This window comes from Saccharospirillum sp. ABV4_185 (assembly GCF_056159245.1).
In genome coordinates, this window is the sequence record NZ_JBSWUW010000001.1 from 644262 (window position 1) to 662349 (window position 18088).

The following is an 18088-nucleotide window of genomic DNA, read 5'->3' on the forward strand; positions in this document are numbered from 1 at the left end:
ATGCCAGGCGAGCGTCTTGTTCGCACTTAAGCCGGTATTCTGACTCAAGTTCAGCGCTCTGCCCAATTCAACCCGATTGGCTCGGTTCGACACTGGGTTATCGGCGCCAGTTGCGCTGGCTGTAATGCGCGATGGCGTTTTGTGAGCATCGCCGGCAATGCCATCAGCGCACCGTGCCATCATCATCCAGCGCCGGCAGGAAGGGCACCTCGGGGTATTCCTCTGCCGCTGGCAGTTTAAAGCCGGCGACCGAGGAGCGCAGATCGCGCGCCAGCTGCGCCAGATTACCAATGGAACGCGCGGTCGCGTTGGTTCCGGCCGAGGTCTGAGAGGTGATTTCCTGAATTACATTCATGGTATTGGAGATATGCCCGGCCGACGACGCCTGCTGGCGCGCGGCATTGGAGATGGTCTGAATCAGGTCAGCCAGATTGCGCGATACCGTTTCAATTTCCTCCAGTGCAACGCCGGCATCCTGTGCCAGGTTGGCGCCACGCACCACTTCGGCAACGGTCTGTTCCATGGAGATCACCGCCTCATTGGTGTCGTTCTGAATGGTGCTGACCAGCGCTTCAATCTGGCGGGTGGCCGCCGAGGAGCGTTCGGCCAGGCGCTGAACTTCATCGGCGACGATGGCAAAACCACGGCCGGAGTCACCGGCCATAGAGGCCTGAATGGCGGCGTTCAATGCCAGGATGTTGGTCTGGTCGGCGATGTCGTTGATCAGCGAGACGATATCGCCAATCTCCTGCGACGACTCGCCCAGCCGCTTGATGCGCTTGGAGGTGTCCTGTATCTGCTCGCGAATGTTGTCCATGCCGCTGATCGTCGCCTGAACGCCATCGGCACCCTTCTTGGCGATGCCCACCGAACGCTCGGCCACACCCGCCGATTCCAGCGCATTGGCCGATACCTGATCGATCGACGCCGCCATCTCGTTGACCGCCGCCGAGGCGCCGGCAATTTCATGCGCCTGATGATCGGACGCTTCCGCCAGATGCATGGCCGTGGCCTGCGTCTGCTGGGCCGCCGACGACACTTCCACGGCGGTGGAATTAATGGATGAGACCAATTGGCGCATCTGGTCGATGGCGAAGTTGATGGAATCGGCAATGGCGCCGGTAAAGTCTTCGGTCACCGACGCCTGGGTGGTCAGATCGCCATCGGCCAGATCGGTCAACTCATCGAGCAGGCGCAGGATGGCGTTCTGGTTTTGTTCGTTGGCCGCTGCGGTTTCGCGCAAGTCACGCTGGGTGTCGCGCACGATGACAAAGACCGCCAGCATCACCAACATCAGGGCCAGCACGCCCAGGCCGTAAAGCAGCCAGGTGCTGCTGAGCGGACGCTGATTGGCTTCCTGCTGAATGCGCGCCGCCAGTGCCGAGGTTTCTTCCAGCAAACGTTGGGAATCGATAAAGATAGCCGCGGCCGAAGCACGCACCGCAAACAACTCCGGCGAAGTGGCAATGATCTCATTGACCGACAGCGACACCCGATCAAACAAGCGGCCGATTTCATCGAGCGTTTCCCGCGCCGCCGGATCGTCAACCCGGACGATACGCGGCCGGTCACTGCCAACGCGCATGCCGTTCAGCACCTGCTGAAAGCGAGCGGCATCACGTTCGAAGGTATCGGCCGCAACCACCGCACCTTCGCCGCCCACCCGCACGCGGTTGATGGAGCGCATGATGCGTTCGGCCAGCCAGATCTGCCGGGTCGCCAGCGCCACCTGTTCCGGTTCGGCATCGCCGCGCAGCATGATATCGACCACTTCGTCATACTCGACCTGCATTTCCGGCACCCGCGCTGCCAGCACTTCGGCGGTGGCAAGCAGGTTCAGAATGGTCTCGCGCGATTCAATAATGCGGCTGGCGTTGTCGCTGACCGGTCCCCAGACCCGCGCCAGCTGGTCGGTATCGATGTTGGCCGCGTGCTCAATCAGCGCTGGCGTTTCGGTGCTGTCATCGCCGTCGAGCACATAGTCGTAACGCGCCTGGAAGTTATCACGGGCGCGCTGCAGCAAGGCAAAGGCATCGGCCTGGCCGGCCGAGGCTTCGGAGGCGTTCTTGGCAATCTCCTGCGACAGCACGCGCATTTCGCCGACCTGATCAAGCAGATCCTGATCAAAGCGATTGAGCCGGACGTTCTGCACCACCAAAGCCACCAAGCTCAGAATCACCACCAGCAAAGCCACCAGCAGCAGACCCAACTGACGGTTGGTGCTAAGAATGGCCAGAACGTTGCCGGAGTTATGCTTCATCATCGGGCCTCAGAATGGCTAAACGGCTGGCACGAACAGGGCAGATAGCTCATTACCTTCACGACAGCGCCACCGCCTGAAAACGGTGATCGGCATAGAGCGCTGCCAGGCTGATCAGCGCCCAGCTGCGCTGATCACGTCGGTATTGGCCGCGAACAAAAGGTTTTAAGCGCTCATCAACTTCAGGTAACGCAGCGCTGAAATCGGTGTCGTCAAAATGCTGCACGCCATCGAGCGCCTCGACCAGCAGGCCGTCGGTCTGCTCACCCTGCTCCATCACCAGCACCGGCTTGCCGATCCGGCTCGGACCTGCATCACTGAAGCCGAAAAAGCGGTTCAGATCGAGCAGCGGAATCAAGCGGCCGCGCACATTGGCGACACCTAAAACCCAGGGCTGTACATTGGGCAGGCGAGTGGTTGGCGGCGCCTGGAGGATTTCACTGACTTCGGACATGGCCACCACCAGTGACTGCTGCCCGAGGCGAAAACCGATGCCGTGCCAGGCGGCATCCATATCGGTGCCTTCGGGCAGGCCGGCGGCCTGAAGGTGACAGCGCTGCGCCATATCACGCAGCAGTTGCAGGGGCGTCTGGTCCGCCATGGTGGCGCAATCAGTCCTGGGTGTTACCAGTCAGCGCACCGGCAATAACGGCAGCCAACTGATCTTCGGTCACCGGCTTAACCAGATAACCACTGGCGCCCTGGCGTTTGCCCCAGACGCGATCGGTTTCCTGATCTTTGGTGGTGACGATGATGACGGGGATATGGGCAGTGTCGCTGCCCTTGGTAAGCTGGCGCGTGGCCTGGAAACCATTGAGGCCGGGCATGACGATGTCCATCAACACCACATCCGGCAATTCCTGGCGCGCCAGAGCAACGCCGTCGGCGCCATTATCGGCGGTCAGCACCTCATAGCCGTGCTTTTCCAACATGCCCTGGAAGGCATACGTCTCAGTTGGGGAATCGTCTACTATCAGAACACGTGCCATGAGCTTCCTATTGATTCGATCGAAGCGGGCACCGGCCCGCAAGTACAGAGGTTAGTATCTTCGTTATTGAACGTAATCGCGAATGGCCTGCAACAGATCCGCATCGGCACAGGGCTTGGTCAGGTAATGATCACAGCCAACAATCTTGCCCTGCGCCTGATCGTACAAACCGTCTTTGCTCGACAACATAATCACCGGCGTTTCGCGGAACCGGCTGTTGTTCTTGATCAGCGCACAGGTTTGATAACCATCGAGTCGCGGCATCATTACATCCAGAAAAATTATGTCCGGCTTGGAATCGGCAATTTTGGCCAGCGCATCAAAACCATCGGTAGCGGTTACCACCTGGCAGCCAGCATCCAGCAACACCCGGCTGACACTGAAGCGGATGGTTTTGGAGTCATCAATGACCATGACCGTCAGACTCTCGTAGCTGTAATCCATGGCATCATCCCAGGGCGACTGTTGCCTGACGTTGTCGATTCGGCGCATTCAAGCGGGCTCAACACCCCCTTTCTGCCGTCAAAGCGGTGGCAGAAAGTGCTGCTAAAGCGCGTCTAAAACCGTCAATTCTTGTATCACAGATCGCCCGCTTTCGCTATATGAAGGCCGCGCCAGCACGCCCTGACAGCAAAGCAGTGCAGCCTGAGAAAGGCAAAAGCACGCAGTTGTTTTTGCCATCGACGGCATCCATTACCATAGCCCCCACATTAACGCTTAAGGCAAACCTACAGATGAGTCTGAACATCGGCGTCGTCATGGACCCCATCGAAGCCGTGACCTACAAAAAGGACAGCACCCTGGCCATGCTTTGGGCCGCCCAGGACCGAGGCTGGAACATCCACTATATGACGATGACCGATCTCTACCTGGACAACGGTAAACCCATGGCGACGACACAGCCATTACAGGTGCACCGCAATCCTGAGCATTTTTACGACCTCGGTGAGTCGACCACCACAGCCCTGGCCGACCTCGACGTCATCCTGATGCGCAAAGACCCGCCGTTCGACAACGAATACATCTACGCCACCTATATGCTCGAACGCGCTGAGCAGCAAGGCGTGCTGATCGTCAACAAGCCGCAAGCGCTGCGCGACTGCAACGAGAAGTTCTACGCCACCGCCTTTACCGACTTCACCCCGCCGCACCTGATTACCCGCGATGCCGCCCGGCTGAAAGCCTTTCACCAGGAGCACGGCGACGTCATCTTCAAGCCGCTCGACGGCATGGGCGGCAGCTCCATCTTCCGTTTAAAAGCCGACGATCCCAATGTTTCGGTGATCATCGAAACGCTGACCGAGCACGGCCAGCAACAGACGATGGCGCAAAAATACCTGCCGGAAATCAAGGATGGCGACAAACGCATCCTGATGATCGACGGCGAACCCATCGACTACTGCCTGGCGCGCCTGCCCGCCAAGGGCGAAACCCGCGGCAACCTGGCCGCTGGCGGCACCGGCCGCGCCCAGCCGTTGAGCGAGCGTGATCGCGCCATTGCCGAGCACATCGGACCGGAGCTGAAAAAACGCGGGCTGATCTTCGTCGGCCTCGACGTCATCGGCGACTACGTCACCGAAATTAACGTCACCAGTCCGACCTGCATCCGCGAAATCGACAACGCCTTCGACACCGACATCGCCGGCAAGCTGATGGACGTGATCGCCGCCAAGCGAGGCCTGAACTGATGGCAGTCAGCGTCGGCGCGGTCGACCGCCTCAGTTTTACGCTCTTCTTGGCGGTCGGCCTGCATGCGCTGGTGATTTTCGGCATTGGCTTTAGCAATCCCGAACCTCGCCAACTGCCGCCGACGCTGGATGTAACGCTGGCGCAACACGCCAGCGACACCAGCACACCTTTAGATGAAGCCGACTTCCTGGCCGACGCCAATCAGCAAGGCAGCGGCACCCAGGAAGACAAAGCTCAACTGACCTCGACCGAACAGGCCGAGATCGAAGACAACCGGATTTTCCGCACCACGCCGGAAGTCCAGCAAATCAGTTTCGCAGCGCAGGATGCCCAGCGCGCCCTGGTGACTACAACGGGCGACAGCGAACGCAGCATCAACAACCAACCCAGCGAAGAAGCCATCACCGACCCTAGCCAGGCCAGCGACTCCGCCCTGCTGGTCAGCCAGGTCAGCGACATCGCCACGCTGCGCGCCATGCTCGACGAAAGCCGCCAGAACCTCGCCAAGGCACCGCGCACCCGAACGCTGACCGCCGTTTCCGCGCGCCAGTCACTCGATGCCGCTTACGTCTACAGCTGGCTCGAAGAGATTGAACGCATCGGTAACCAGAACTACCCGCAGGCGGCGCGCCAGCAACGCCTGACCGGCAACGTCCGTTTAGCGGTGACCATTCGCGCCGACGGCAGCCTGGCGAATGTCAGTGTGACCCGCAGTTCCGGCCACGCCGTGCTCGACCAGGCCGCGCAGCGCATCGTGCATTTAGCCGCACCGTTCGAGCCATTTACGCTGGAGATGCGCCAGGAATACGACCAGTTGGAAATCATCCGCACCTGGCAGTTCCGCACCGACAACCGCTTCGGCCGGCAGGACTCATGAGTAACGACGGCCGCTGGCTGGGTTTCGACTTCGGCCTCGCCTGGATCGGCGTCGCCGCCGGCCAGCATCTGACCCAAACGGCCAGCCCGCTGCCACCGCTGCGCGCCCGCGATGGCATTCCCAACTGGGACGACATCGATGCTTTGGTCAAAGAATGGAAACCGGCCGGTTTTGTCGTCGGCATTCCCTACAATATGGATGGCAGCGACAGCGAAATGGGCACCCGCGCCAACAAATTCCGCAAGCGCCTGCACGGCCGTTACGGCCTGCCAGCCGAAGCCGTCGACGAACGCTTATCCAGCCGCGAAGCCCGCGCCCAACTGGGCGAACGCGGCAAAAGTTTAAGCAAGGCACGGCAGGCACAGGTGGATAGCATTGCGGCTCAGTTGATTTTGGAAACCTTTTTGCAACGTGCCAAAGTCGACTAACGAGACCGGCACTGTCAGCAGCCATTCCTGCAGGGGGTGTCGGCAGCATGGATGCTGCCGTCTAGCGTACAGGGAGGTATTTACAGCGGCCCCCGGAAGGAATGGTCGCTGGCAGTGCCAGCACCACCGAACGTAGTGGCTGCGCCAAAACCACCAAAGGCTCCGGCTCGGGTAGACCCGGCGCTTGAGGAGGGTGTCGGCAGCATGGATGCTGCCGTCAAGCTTACAGGGATGTATTCACAGCGGCCCTCGTCAGGCGCCGGGTCTGCCCGAGCCAGCACCACCGAACGTACCGGCTTGGATGAGTACGGCGCCTACAGGGGTGTCGGCAGCATGGATGCTGCCGTCTAGCGTACAGGGATGTATTTACAGCGGCCCCGGAAGGCGTCGTACTCATAAAAGCCAAGCACCACTGAACCGAATTTCCGCCCTATGCAACAGCAAACGGTCCCACAACCCGACCTGCCCACCGGCTACTACAAGGACAACTTCGACCGTCTGCTGGCCACCGTTGTCGAGCGCTACGACGACCTGCTGTCGGATGAAGACCGTGCTTTTGTCAGCGCCTACCAAAGCCTGACGCTGCCCAGCGCCCGCTTACTGGTCCGGCTCTATACCCGCAAAGGCCCGACCTTCCGGCAAAGCAAACTCAGCTACGCGGAAATCCCCAACCTCGACCGCGCCATTGATGAACTGGCCGATAGCGTTCTGCTCGACGCCGACCCGCAACTCACTGCCGCAGAAATCGCCCAATTGCTGACCCTTGCCGAACTGCGCAAACTCGATTGGGTTCCCAACCCCAAACGCCCAAAAAACGAATTATTGGCCGAGTTAGCCGACTGGGACGAAGCTCGTTGTGCAAGCAACTGGCAGTTAGATGAACGCCTGATCCAACCCCAACACTGGCTGACACTGCGCCGCCTGCAACTGCTCTACTTCGGCAACGAATACCAAAGCCTGACCGACTTTGTGCTCTCCGATCTGGGCCTGTTTCAGTACGAGAATTATCCGCTCGGCAAAGCCAATCGCTGGTTCGAACACAGCGACGAACTGCACCACCATCTGCTGATCGGCGAACTGAAAAGCGCGGTGTTCGAGGCGCGCGAAGCGGGCGATGTCGAAGCGCTGGCCGAACTCGCCGAACCCATTCTGCAAATCGACTGGCTGGGCAGTGCCCGCGCCCGCGCCGACCGTCTTGCCAACCGGTTGGGTTTTCGACTGGAACAATGGGGCGAACCGCAACTGGCGCTGCAATTATTTCAGACCAACGATCAGCCTCCGGCACGTGAACGACGTTGCCGGATTCACTACAAAGCCGAGCGTTTTGTTGCCGCCCAGGAAGAGCTCGACGCCATTCGCAGCGATCCCAAAGACGCCACCGAAGCGCGTTTTATCACCCGCTTTGCGCCGCGACTGGCGAAAAAACTCAAGCTCAAAATCGAACCGATTCCGGCGCCGGTATTAAGCGAACAAACCCATTCATGGCCACAAGGCGAAGGCAGCGTTGAACAGCAAGTCTGTGCTCGGCTCGACGATGCCTACTGGCTGGAAAATTTATTGCCGTTGGGCGTGTTCGGATTGATTCACTGGCAATGGATTTTCCAACCAATTGCCGGCGCTTTTCACCATCCGTTCCAGCAAGCGCCAGCGGATTTATACGAGCCGGATTTTCTAACCCGGCGCGGCACCAGCACTCAACAACTTTATGGCGAATTGACCGCGGCCCAGGCCCGGCAATTGATCGCCGAAAATTGGGACGCCAAAGTCGGCCGACAGAATCCTTTCGTGCACTGGGGCGCACTCGACAAAGAATTAACACTGCGCGCCTTCGATGCCCTGCCCTGGGCCCAGTGGCTGACCATATTCAAACACCTCTGGCTCGACTTAAAACGCCATCGCGCCGGCTTCCCCGATCTGTTTCAGTTCACCGAAACTGGCGGCCGTTTTATCGAAGTCAAAGGCCCCGGAGATCGCCTGCAGGATAACCAGCGTGACTGGCTGGCGGTGTTCGAACAGGCCGGCATCGCTGCAGAAGTCTGGTATATCCGCTATGAATAAGCAGGCGATTTCCAAAGTTCGGTTTAAAGTATCGGTGCGCGCCCTGGCGGATTTTTGCCTGGCCGAAGGCGATCTGGTTTCGGGTTTCAGAGTCACACCCAGCGCGCTCGAAGGTCGGGAAATTCACGGCCTGGCGCAGAAGCGTCGGCAGCCGGATTATCGTCCCGAACAAAAGGTCGAACTGCTGTGGCAACAGCCGGAGTTTGATCTGGTGGTCGGCGGCCGCATCGACGGCGTCTGGCCCGGCGGCATCGAAGAAATAAAAAGCTGCCGCGTACCGCCGGAAGAACTGCCGGACTCAACCCGCGCCCTGAACCGTTTGCAGGCGCAACTCTATGCGGGTCTGTGGGCGTTGCAGCACACCGATCCCCAGCAGTGGACCGTCCGGCTCAGCTATATCCACAGCCAGACGCAACAGGAATGGCCGCAGGACGAAACCCACTCGCGCCACGATCTGGTGGATCAGTTAATGGCGGCGCTGGCGCGCTACGACGCCTGGCTGCAACGGCTGCTCGAACATCGCCGCGCACGCGATGCAGCGTTAAACAAACTGAGCTTTCCGTTCACCACCATGCGCCCGGTGCAGCGGCAGATGGCCGAAACCGTCTACAAAGCGCAGGCGACACATCGACAAACCTTAATCGAAGCACCCACCGGCACCGGTAAAACTTTGGCCGCCTTATTTCCGGCATTAAAAGCGCTCGGCGAAAGCCATCATCAGGGCGTCTATTACCTGACTATGAAGACCACCGGCCAGCCGCTGGTGCTGGAAACCGTCGAGCAATTAAAGATCGACGAAGGCCGGCTCAACACCGTCAATCTGCACGCCAAGGAACGCCTGTGCCTGAGCCCGGACACGCCCTGCGACGGCGCGCTCTGCCCTTTTGCCCGCGACTATTTCGGCAAACGCCAACGGCTGCGCGAACGACTGTTCGAACGCAACCGCTGGGACCCGACAACATTGAAAGAACTGGGCGAAACCGAGCAGATCTGCCCCTATTACCTCAGTCAGGACTGGGCACTCTGGGCCGATCTGGTGGTGGGCGATATCAACTATTTGTACGACACCACAGCGGTGCAGCCGTACCTGCTAAAGGAAATCGATAATCAGGTCGCCGTGCTGATCGATGAAAGCCACAACCTGATCGACCGTGGCCGCGCCATGTACAGTGCTGAACTGACTGGCGCAATCATCGAAGCGCTGCAGCAAAAAGCACCGGACGGCATCAAGAAATCGCTAAAACCAGTGCGCGATGCGTTACGGCGTTGTCAGCCAGAGGTGCCCGGCCTGTCCGATCAGGCACCGGAGGCTTTGGTGCAAAGTCTGCGCACCTGGCTGCAAGCCAGCGCGCGGCTGTTGCGCGAATCACCCTTCTGGGAACCGCCGCCGGAATGGCAACGGCTGATCTTCGACGCCGGTCGCTTTATCCGCATTCACGAACTGTCCGACCCGCGTGATTTCTGCTGGCGTTATACGCCGGGCAAACCGGCCGAGCGCGGCGTCGAAACGCTGTGCCTGAATCCGTCGCGGTTGCTCGGTGAAAAACATCGGCTGGTGAATTCGGTAGCGGCGTTCAGCGCCACGCTCGCGCCCTGGCATTACAGCCAGGCCATGACCGGTTTGGCCGAGGCAGTGCCACTGGCGCTGGCATCACCGTTCCAGCCGGAACAATTTCAGGTCACGCTGGTAACCGATGTGTCGACCCGTTTTCGCGACCGCCAAACCTTGTCGCAACAGGTCGTGCCGCTGATTCAGGCGTTCCGAAAAAGCACGCCCGGCAATGCGCTGGTGTTCTTTTCCAGCTACCGCCAACTGGCCGATTGCGAAGCGCAACTGGCGAGCGACCCGGGCGTCATCGCCCAGCGCCGCGACACCACCTTATTGGAACGCCTGGCGTTACTCGATCGATTGCGCACCGAACGCGGCTTAATGGTGTTGGCACCGCTCGGTGGCGTGCTCGGCGAAGGCGTGGATTTACCGGGCGATGCGCTGACTGGCGTCTTGGTCATCGGCCCGGGTTTGCCGCAGGTGAACGATCTGAACGATCGCATTCGCGGCGCGCTCGATGCCGACGGCCAGCCCGGTTTCGATTTCGCTTATCGCTTTCCCGGCCTGCACAAAGTCTTACAGGCGGCCGGTCGCTGCGTGCGCAATGAGAGTGATCGTGGGGATATCTGGCTGGTGGATGATCGGTTTCGGCGTTATCAGCAAAGCGGCTGGCTGCCGCCGCACTGGACGATACGTCATGCCCGCCGTGCCGACTTAGTCAGCGGCACTGCAACTACGCCAGAGTAACGCAGTTACGGCCCGCGGCTTTGGAGCGGTACAAGGCCTGATCGGCTTCAATCATCCAGTCTTTATAACGCTCATAGCGGCTGTGCCAGCCGGCCACGCCCAGACTAATAGTCACCTGCAGCGGATCCGACTGCTCATGCTTCACCACCAGCGCTTCAACCTGCTCACGCAGTCGTTCTGCTAAACGCACCGCATCATCCGGTGGTGTGTCCGGCAAGATCAGGGCGAATTCTTCGCCGCCGAAACGGCCGGGAAGATCGCTGGCGCGAATGGTTTTACGCACCACCTCGGCGACCTCCCGCAGCATAAGATCACCGGCCAGATGGCCATTAATATCGTTGAGTTGTTTGAAGTGATCGATGTCGAAAATCACCAGCGAGGTCACCTGCTCCGCCCGCTTTTGCCGCCGAAATTCCTGCTCCAGTTGCGTCTCCCAATAGCGGCGGTTGTACAGACCCGTCAGGCCATCGAGTCGAGATAATTCTTTCAACTGAGCATTGGTGCGTTGTTGCTCGATCTTGTTGACCGCCTCGTCGGTGACGTCATAAATAATGATGCATAGACTTTCGACTTCGCCGCGAATATTGGTCACCGGAATAAAGGTGCAGTTCTGATACATAAACTCGGCCGAGCCGGTTATCGGCCGATTATTTTTGAAGCGCAGCAAATAAGGCCGTTGTTCCCAGGTGGTGAAAGCGCGGTTTTTTAATTGCACCACAGTGCGCGATTTATGTTCGAACCATTCGCGCGGCAGGTCGGGGAAAACCTCGAACAAATCCTGGTCGATGGCGTCATCCGGAGAGATGCCACTGTGGTTCTCCATAAAGCTGTTCCAGGCCAGGATGCGGTTGTCGAGGCGCACCACCAGAATGCCGACGTCGATGGTCTGCAACACATCCATCAGCCAATGAAACTCGGCCAGATTTGAATCTGCGGTCGACATCCTTACTCCATCAAATAATGAATCTTATCTTCGAGCACCTTGATGCTGTCTTCGGTAAACAGCAGCAACAGGTCGCAATCGACACTGTGACCTTCGAGACGATAGGGAATTTCCACAGTCAGCGCACGCTGCCAGCCGGTCGAGGAATTGCGCACCAGATCTTCGATATTCACATGCTGACCAAGCAACACCGGCTGGCCCTGACTGAAGGTTAAATCAAGCTGCTCAGCCAGGCCTTTCAAGCAGGCGCCAATCAAAATATTGGCGATGTCCATGAGCAATTCCAGCTCGATTTCCGGCGTAACATCGCCGCTGTAACTGGTTAATTCTGCGATGTCGGAAAAGCTGGTGTCGTTGAAAATCAGCAAGGCTTCGCCGGAGATGCGCGAACCGACAAAGCCCTGGCAGACGGCGCTGACCGAAGAGACGCTGCGCAACGACGACAGCGCCATATTCAGCTCCGACCGCTCCAGCAGATTCACCACCGGAATGGGCAGCACCACATAAGTATCGAGCAGGCGCGCCAGCAGATCAGCCGCCCGGCCCATGGCGACATTGGTGACTTCGCGCAAGGCGTCGCGCAGTTCGTCATCCAACTGGTAATCGCTCATGCATCACTCCGCATAGAGTCCGAAATCGCTCAGCACCTTGGTTAACTGAGCCTGGTCCACCGGTTTTTTAATAAATTCCAAAGCGCCCATTTTTTTCACGCGGCTGACGGCTTCAGGTTGGATATCGCCGGAAATCACAATCACCACCGAAGGCAGATCTTCGGTTTTAATCACTTCCAGAACCTGGTAGCCATCCATCACCGGCATGGTCAGATCGAGAAAGACCACCTCGCCTTTGCCTTCGCGAATGGCGGCCAAACCTTCCTCACCATTGCCGGCAAATTCGACCGTCACCTCCCAGCCGGGTGGCAAAGCGCGTTGTACCTGCTTGCGGGCAAAACTGGAATCGTCACAAATCAGCACTGGGGTCGACATGCCTACTCCAAAGATCGGCCCGGTCCTAACCGGGCCAATAACGTCAGTAAAGTTGATGGTTAGACAAACAGCAAACCAGAAATCGGCGGGCTAGCCAAGCCGCCGATGCCAGTCGCTCCACACCGGTTGATAGTGCTGATTGCGCAACGACTGCACCACCTCGGCGACCGGACGCTGATCGTCGGTACTGAATTGTTCCAGCGCGGTTCCGGGCTCGACAGCATAGCCACCGGGACGGGTCGATGACGCAGCGCTGAGACTGGTCACGCCCAAGGCAACCAACCGATCGCGCAGCGCCGGTGATTCACGCGTCGACAGCGTCAGCTCCAGATCCGGTGCCAACAACCGCCAGGCGCAGAGTAATTGCACCAGTTGCCGATCACTGACCGGGGCCGGCGCCTTAAAACCACCCTCGGCCGGACGCAGGCGCGGAAAGGACAGCGAAAAACGGCTGCGCCAATGGCGTCGGCTCAGCCAGAGCAAATGGTGGGCGCACTTTAAGGTGTCGAGCCGCCAGCCGGTCAAACCGAGCAACACACCCAGTCCCAGTTTGTGCACGCCAGCTTCGCCTGCGCGGTCGAGCGCATCCAGCCGATAAGCGAAATCCTGCTTTTGGCCACGGGTGTGCAATTGCTGATAGCAGGCGGCGTCGTAGGTTTCCTGATAGACCAGCACGGCGTGCAAACCGACGTCGCGTAAGCGGCGGTAATCATCCATCGCCAGCGGCTGCACTTCCAGGCTCAGTTGGGAAAAATCCGGCTGCAATGCCTGCAAGGCGCGATGGTAATAATCGACCCCCGCCACCTTGGGCGCTTCCCCGGCGACCAGCAGCACATGCTGAAAGCCACGCTCGCGCAGCGCAGCGGCTTCAATGCGAATCTCGTCCACATTCAGCACCTTGCGACGAATCGGGTTGCTCATCGAAAAGCCGCAATAGAGACACTCATTAGCGCAGGCGTTACTCAGATAGAGCGGCGCGAATAACTGCTGCACGCGGCCAAAACGTTGCAGGGTTAATGCTCGGCTGCGTTGCGCCATGGCTTCCAGATAGGCATCGGCCGCCGGGCTAAGCAGCGCTTTGAAACGCGCCAGCGGTTCACCCGCTCCGGCCAGAGCGCGCTCAACATCCGCCGGGCTCTGGCTGTACAGCGATAAGCGTTCGGCGTTCCAGTCGATGCTGTTCAGGTACTCAGCGAAGCCCATCGTCGGTCTCCAGAAAATCGGTCAATGGACTGGACGCCGCGGCGCCAGGAATGGCCCCGGCCAACCCGGCCAGATAGGCCGCGCGCCCCGCTTCGACCGCCTGAGCAAAGGCCGCCGCCATCGCTACCGGATCGGCCGCCGTGGCAATGGCCGTGTTCACCAGCACCGCATCGGCGCCGCGCTCCATGGCTTCGGCGGCTTGCGATGGCCGGCCGATACCGGCATCGACGATCACCGGCACCTGGCTTTGTTCGATGATGATGTCGAGAAAGGCGCGGCTTTCCAGGCCACGATTGGAACCAATGGGCGCACCCAGCGGCATCACCGCCGCGCAGCCAACCTCTTCCAGGCGTTTGCACAGCACCGGGTCGGCGTGCACATAAGGCAGCACCACAAAGCCTTCGCGCACCAGTTGCTCGGCGGCGGCCAGGGTTTCCACCGGGTCGGGCATCAGCCAGCGCGGGTCGGGATGGATTTCCAGTTTCAGCCAGGGCGTGCCCAGCGCTTCGCGCGCCAGCCGCGCCGCCTGCACCGCTTCGGCGGCGCTGCGTGCGCCCGAGGTGTTGGGCAGCAGGCGATAACCGGCCTGGCTCAGCGGCTGGAAAATATGATCGCTGTGCTGCGGCTCCAGCCGGCGCAGCGCCAGCGTGACCAGTTCGGTGCCGCTGGCTTGCAGGGCCTCGATCATGGCCTGCGGATGACTGAATTTGCCGGTGCCGGTCAGCAAGCGGCTGGACAATTGAGTATCGGCGATGGTCAGCATGCTTAACCTCCGGCCACGGCGTGAAACACATCCAGGCGATCGGCCTGATTCAATTCGGTGCTGGCCCAGTCGGCACGTGGCACCACCAGTCGGTTCAGCGCCACGGCTAAGTTATCGCGTTCGCCATAACGTTCCAGCATCAAGGCGGCCAGCGTTGTGCTGCCCTCGAGTTGCACCACCTCGCCGTTCACAAAGAGAGCCATAGGTTTCATCGGCAAACCTCCTGCCAGTGTTGATTCAGTTGTTGCCAGGCCGCGACCGGATCGGCGGCTTCGGTCACGGCAGTGACCAGAGCCACGCCTTCCACGCCGGTCGCAGCAACCTCGGCAAAGTGCTGTTGTTTGATGCCGCCGATGGCGAGCGTCGGGCATTGCTCGCCCACCTGACGTCGATACATCGCCAGCCGTTTCAACCCTTGCGGTTGACTCGGCATCTGCTTGGTCTGGGTGGCAAAGACATGGCCAAGCGCCAGATAGGACGGCCGCAGCCGCTGCGCCCGCGCCAGTTCAGCGTGACCATGAGTCGATAAACCCAGACGCAGACCAGCGCGGGCGATGGCGTGCAGATTTGCCTCGGCAACGTCTTCCTGACCCAGATGCACACCAAAGGCGCCGGCGTCGATGGCCCATTGCCAGTGGTCATTAATGAACACCTGAGCGCCATAACGTTTGCCCGCGGCGACGGCGCGTTCAATGGCGGCTTTAATCGTCGCGGGCTCGCCGCTTTTGAGGCGCAACTGCACCGTGGTCACACCAGCGGCGCACAACGCTTCGAGCAGATCGATATCGGCCACCACCGGATAAACACCGATGGGTGCTTCCAAGGCGGGGAAAACGCCCAAATCCGGCGGATCATCAAACAACCGAACCTGAGCAAAATCGCTGACTTCCGGCCAACCCGGCCGCGCCAGAGTGCCGCTGCCTTTGCCGGTCGGATAAGCCTGCGCCAGCGCCCGACGCAGATAGGCGTTGGCGAGGAAAACGGCGTCTTCAAGCGGCCAGTTCTGCGCGCAGAAAGCGGCGATGGCGCTGCTCAGCGTGCAGCCGGTGCCGTGGCTGTGCGGCGTATTTTGACGCGGCTGCTCAAAACACCAACAGGCCTCAGCGTTGATCAACTGATCCAGGCTGCTATCGGCATTATCCAGATGCCCGCCCTTGGCGAGCACGCGGGTGCCGGTTGCCTGCATCAGTGCTTCGGCCGCGCGGCGGGCGCTGTCGGTTGAGCTGATGCGATGGCCGGTCAGTTGTTCCAGTTCCGGTGTGTTGGGTGTGATCAGATCAACCAATGGCAACAGTTGTTTCAGGCCATCGCGCAATTCAGCGCCGGCCAAGCTGTGGCCGCTCGATGCCATCGTCAGCGGATCGAGCACGACCGTTAAACCGGGCCAACGTGACCGCCAACCGGGCAGGCGCTGCACCAGGATTTCCAGCTGTTGCACCGAGCCCAGCAAACCAATCTTGATCGCCGCTGGCGCCAAATCAGCCTCCAGCGCTTCGAGCTGAGCCGCGAACATCTCCGGCTCAACTGACTGCACGGCTTGCACGCCGAGGCTGTTTTGCGCGGTCAGGCTGGTAACCACGGTGCACGCATGCACACCCAGATCGACCAGCGTTGCCACATCGGCCTGAATGCCCGCGCCACCGCCGCTGTCGCTGCCGGCGATGCTCCAGACGATGGGCCTGGCCTCAGCCATGATCGGCATCCTCGCCCACCGGCTGATAGAGCGCGCCGCCGCTGGCCTGGAATTCGGCGGCTTTGCGCGCCATGCCGTCGGCGGCGTCTTCGGCCAGGGGAATGCGCTCGGCACGGGCAGCGTCGCGCACTTCCTGGCTGATCTTCATCGAGCAGAATTTGGGCCCGCACATGGAACAGAAATGCGCCACCTTGTGGCCTTGCTTGGGCAGCGTCTGGTCGTGGAATTCGCGCGCCCGTTCCGGGTCGAGACCGAGGTTGAACTGGTCTTCCCAGCGGAACTCGAAGCGCGCCCGGCTCAGAGCGTTATCGCGCCGTTGCGCGCCGGGAAAACCCTTGGCGAGATCGGCGGTGTGAGCGGCGATGCGGTAAGCGATCAGCCCTTCTTTAACGTCATCCCGGTCGGGCAAGCCCAAATGCTCTTTGGGCGTGACGTAACACAGCATGGCGCAACCGTGCCAACCGATCTGGGCCGCGCCGATGGCCGACGACAGATGGTCGTAACCCGGGGAAATGTCGGTGACCAGCGGGCCCAAGGTGTAGAAAGGCGCTTCGTCGCAGCTCGCCAATTGGCGCTGCATATTTTCTTCGATCAAATGCAGCGGCACATGGCCCGGACCTTCAACCATCACCTGCACATCGTGCTGCCAGGCGATGCGGGTCAGCTCGCCCAGCGTATCGAGTTCGGCGAACTGGGCGGCGTCGTTGGCATCGGCAATGGAACCCGGGCGCAAGCCATCGCCCAGGCTGAAGGCGATGTCGTAAGCCTGCATGATGGCGCAGATGTCCTCGAAGTGGGTGTAGAGAAAACTCTCGCGGTGATGCGCCAGGCACCACTTCGCCATAATCGAGCCGCCGCGACTGACGATGCCGGTAACGCGATCGACCGTCAGCGGCACATGGTGAAGCCGCAAACCGGCGTGGATGGTGAAGTAATCGACGCCCTGCTCAGCCTGTTCGATCAGCGTATCGCGGTAGACCTCCCAACTGAGGTCTTCAGCCACACCACCCACTTTTTCCAACGCCTGGTAGAGCGGCACCGTACCAATCGGCACCGGTGAGTTGCGCAGTATCCATTCGCGGGTTTCGTGGATGTTATTGCCGGTCGATAAATCCATCACCGTATCGGCGCCCCAGCGCGTCGCCCAGACCAGCTTGTCGACTTCTTCCTCGATGCTTGAGGTCACCGCCGAATTACCGATATTGGCATTCACCTTCACGCGGAAATTACGGCCAATGATCATCGGTTCGCTTTCCGGGTGATTGATGTTGGCCGGAATAATGGCGCGGCCACGAGCGACTTCGTCGCGCACGAATTCCGGGGTAATCCAGTCGCGCAAGCTGGCACCACGAGCATTGCCCGAATGCTGATGCCCCACGTCTTCCTGCGCCGCCCGGCCTTCGTTCTCGCGCAGCGCGATGTATTCCATTTCCGGCGTGATGATGCCCTGGCGGGCGTAATGCAGTTGGGTGACGTTGTGGCCGGCTTTGGCCCGGCGCGGCGGCCGGTTCTGGGCAAAACGCAGAGGGTTTTCAGGTTGATCGCTGGCCGGTTTGACGCTCGGCGCGGTCAAGGCTTCGCTGTCGCCACGCGCTTCAATCCAGCTTAAGCGCATGGGTTCGAGGCCACGGCGCAGGTCGATATCGATGTCCGGGTCGGCGTATGGCCCGGCGCTGTCGTAGACGTAAATCGGTTCGTTGGGCTGGCGGCGGCCATCGCTGAGCAGGCTGTCGCTTAAGTCGATGGCGCGCATGCCGACGCGAATATCGTCGCGGCTGCCGTGCACATAAACCCGGCGCGAACCGGGCAAAGGTTCACGTGAGGCAGCGCTAATGGTTTGGACGCGTTGGCCCAAATCGGTTCTTTGAGAAGAGGTCATTTCGGTCGTTCCTCGCTGGTTGAG

At 60.2% G+C, this 18088-nt stretch carries 17 protein-coding genes; 5 read left to right on the forward strand and 12 right to left on the reverse strand.

What is annotated here, in order from left to right; genetic code table 11:
* Positions 1–163: 163 nt before the first annotated feature.
* From ACXAE6_RS02800 to ACXAE6_RS02815, 4 genes are all read right to left on the reverse strand, one after another.
* A complete protein-coding gene (locus ACXAE6_RS02800; RefSeq protein WP_475151700.1) occupies positions 164–2260 on the reverse strand; it encodes a methyl-accepting chemotaxis protein in 2097 nt (698 codons plus the stop codon).
* 58 nt (positions 2261–2318) lie between these two features.
* A complete protein-coding gene (locus tag ACXAE6_RS02805; RefSeq protein ID WP_475144197.1) occupies positions 2319–2861 on the reverse strand; it encodes a chemotaxis protein CheW in 543 nt (180 codons plus the stop codon).
* Positions 2862–2871: 10 nt separating this feature from the next.
* Positions 2872–3249: a twitching motility response regulator PilH gene (gene pilH / locus ACXAE6_RS02810; RefSeq protein WP_392799065.1), complete on the reverse strand. Its 378-nt coding sequence runs from the start codon at positions 3247–3249 to the stop codon at positions 2872–2874.
* Between the two features lie 63 nt (positions 3250–3312).
* Entirely contained in the window at positions 3313–3693 is a 381-nt protein-coding gene (locus tag ACXAE6_RS02815; protein ID WP_392800408.1) for a response regulator, read from the reverse strand.
* Positions 3694–3983: 290 nt separating this feature from the next.
* Here ACXAE6_RS02815 and gshB point away from each other — a divergent pair, with 290 nt between their 5' ends.
* From gshB to ACXAE6_RS02840, 5 genes are all read left to right on the forward strand, one after another.
* Positions 3984–4937 (forward strand): glutathione synthase, encoded by a 954-nt coding sequence (gene gshB, locus ACXAE6_RS02820; protein ID WP_475144201.1) that lies wholly within the window; start codon positions 3984–3986, stop codon positions 4935–4937.
* Positions 4937–5815 (forward strand): energy transducer TonB, encoded by an 879-nt coding sequence (locus ACXAE6_RS02825; RefSeq protein WP_475144203.1) that lies wholly within the window; start codon positions 4937–4939, stop codon positions 5813–5815. Before gshB ends, ACXAE6_RS02825 begins: the two co-directional genes overlap by 1 nt.
* Positions 5812–6243 (forward strand): Holliday junction resolvase RuvX, encoded by a 432-nt coding sequence (ruvX, locus tag ACXAE6_RS02830; RefSeq protein WP_475144205.1) that lies wholly within the window; start codon positions 5812–5814, stop codon positions 6241–6243. Before ACXAE6_RS02825 ends, ruvX begins: the two co-directional genes overlap by 4 nt.
* 432 nt (positions 6244–6675) lie before the next feature.
* Positions 6676–8301, forward strand: coding sequence for a VRR-NUC domain-containing protein (locus tag ACXAE6_RS02835; protein WP_475144207.1), 1626 nt, complete (start codon positions 6676–6678; stop codon positions 8299–8301).
* Positions 8294–10597 carry an ATP-dependent DNA helicase gene (locus ACXAE6_RS02840; RefSeq protein ID WP_475144209.1) on the forward strand — a complete coding sequence of 768 codons (2304 nt, stop codon included), beginning with the start codon at positions 8294–8296 and terminating at the stop codon, positions 10595–10597. The genes ACXAE6_RS02835 and ACXAE6_RS02840 overlap by 8 nt, the downstream gene beginning before the upstream one ends.
* Here the strand turns inward: ACXAE6_RS02840 and ACXAE6_RS02845 are convergent.
* From ACXAE6_RS02845 to thiC, 8 genes are all read right to left on the reverse strand, one after another.
* Complete coding sequence (locus ACXAE6_RS02845) at positions 10584–11540, reverse strand: sensor domain-containing diguanylate cyclase (RefSeq protein WP_475144211.1); 957 nt, start codon at positions 11538–11540, stop codon at positions 10584–10586. The two genes, ACXAE6_RS02840 and ACXAE6_RS02845, sit on opposite strands and share 14 nt — an antisense overlap.
* 2 nt (positions 11541–11542) lie before the next feature.
* Positions 11543–12151, reverse strand: coding sequence for a histidine kinase (locus ACXAE6_RS02850; protein ID WP_475144214.1), 609 nt, complete (start codon positions 12149–12151; stop codon positions 11543–11545).
* Positions 12152–12154: 3 nt separating this feature from the next.
* Positions 12155–12526, reverse strand: a complete 372-nt coding sequence (locus ACXAE6_RS02855) for a response regulator (RefSeq protein WP_392799041.1) — start codon at positions 12524–12526, stop codon at positions 12155–12157.
* Positions 12527–12616: 90 nt separating this feature from the next.
* Positions 12617–13729 (reverse strand): 2-iminoacetate synthase ThiH, encoded by a 1113-nt coding sequence (thiH, locus tag ACXAE6_RS02860; protein WP_475144217.1) that lies wholly within the window; start codon positions 13727–13729, stop codon positions 12617–12619.
* Complete coding sequence (locus ACXAE6_RS02865) at positions 13716–14492, reverse strand: thiazole synthase (RefSeq protein ID WP_475144218.1); 777 nt, start codon at positions 14490–14492, stop codon at positions 13716–13718. The genes thiH and ACXAE6_RS02865 overlap by 14 nt, the downstream gene beginning before the upstream one ends.
* 2 nt (positions 14493–14494) lie before the next feature.
* Positions 14495–14704, reverse strand: a complete 210-nt coding sequence (gene thiS, locus ACXAE6_RS02870) for a sulfur carrier protein ThiS (RefSeq protein ID WP_475144221.1) — start codon at positions 14702–14704, stop codon at positions 14495–14497.
* Complete coding sequence (gene thiE, locus ACXAE6_RS02875; protein ID WP_475144225.1) at positions 14701–16185, reverse strand: thiamine phosphate synthase; 1485 nt, start codon at positions 16183–16185, stop codon at positions 14701–14703. Before thiE ends, thiS begins: the two co-directional genes overlap by 4 nt.
* The gene (gene thiC / locus ACXAE6_RS02880) at positions 16178–18064 is read right to left on the reverse strand and encodes a phosphomethylpyrimidine synthase ThiC (protein ID WP_475144228.1); all 1887 of its coding nucleotides are present in this window, start codon (positions 18062–18064) and stop codon (positions 16178–16180) included. The genes thiE and thiC overlap by 8 nt, the downstream gene beginning before the upstream one ends.
* Positions 18065–18088: the final 24 nt, after the last annotated feature.